Source organism: Mycobacterium sp. 1423905.2, assembly GCF_001673155.1.
GTDB lineage: Bacteria > Actinomycetota > Actinomycetes > Mycobacteriales > Mycobacteriaceae > Mycobacterium.
Genome location: NZ_LZLE01000038.1, coordinates 1 through 690, shown reverse-complemented (window position 1 = coordinate 690; position 690 = coordinate 1). Strand labels below are relative to the sequence as shown.

Here is a 690-nt window from a genome sequence, read left to right as displayed (position 1 = left end):
TGGCCGTGCCACGCCCGCTGCCCGCGGTGATCGCCGAAGCCGCCGCCCGCACCGACCCGCCACAACCGCCGGGCGGCAAGGCACCCGAACGCGGCCGGTTCAACGACAACGTCACCGCCGACATCACCCACCAGGTGGGCCGGTTGTGGAAGTTCACCTCGGCGCTGGTCACCGATGACCGCACCGGGCTGACCGGGCCGCAGTACACCGCGCCGCTGCGCGAGGACATGCTGCGCGCGCTGAGCCAGTCGGTGCCGCCGGACACCCGCAACGGGCTGGCCCAGCAGCGGCTGGCGGTGGTGGGCACCACGATCAACGACCTGTTCGGCGCGGTGACCATCGTCAACCCTGGCGGCTCCTACACGCTGGCCACCGAACACAGTCCGCTGCCGCTGGCTCTGCATAACGGGCTGGAGGTGCCCATCCGGGTTCGGCTGCAGGTCGACGCCCCGCCCGGCATGGCGGTCACCGACGTCGGGCAGATCGAACTGCCGCCGGGATACCTGCCGTTACGGGTGCCGATCGAGGTGAACTTCACCCAGCGGGTGGCGATCGACGTGTCACTGCGCACGCCCGACGGCACGGCACTGGGTGAGCCGGTGCGGCTGTCGGTGCACTCCAACGCCTACGGCAAGGTACTGTTCGCGATCACGCTCACTGCCGCGGCCGTGCTGGTCACCCTCGCCGGGC

General features: G+C 71.2%; 1 protein-coding gene. It reads left to right on the top strand.

All coding sequences use genetic code 11. From position 1 onward, the window contains the following. On the top strand, positions 1 to 690 hold a 690-nt coding region (locus tag A9W95_RS02470), incomplete at both ends, for a DUF6049 family protein (RefSeq protein ID WP_253851538.1).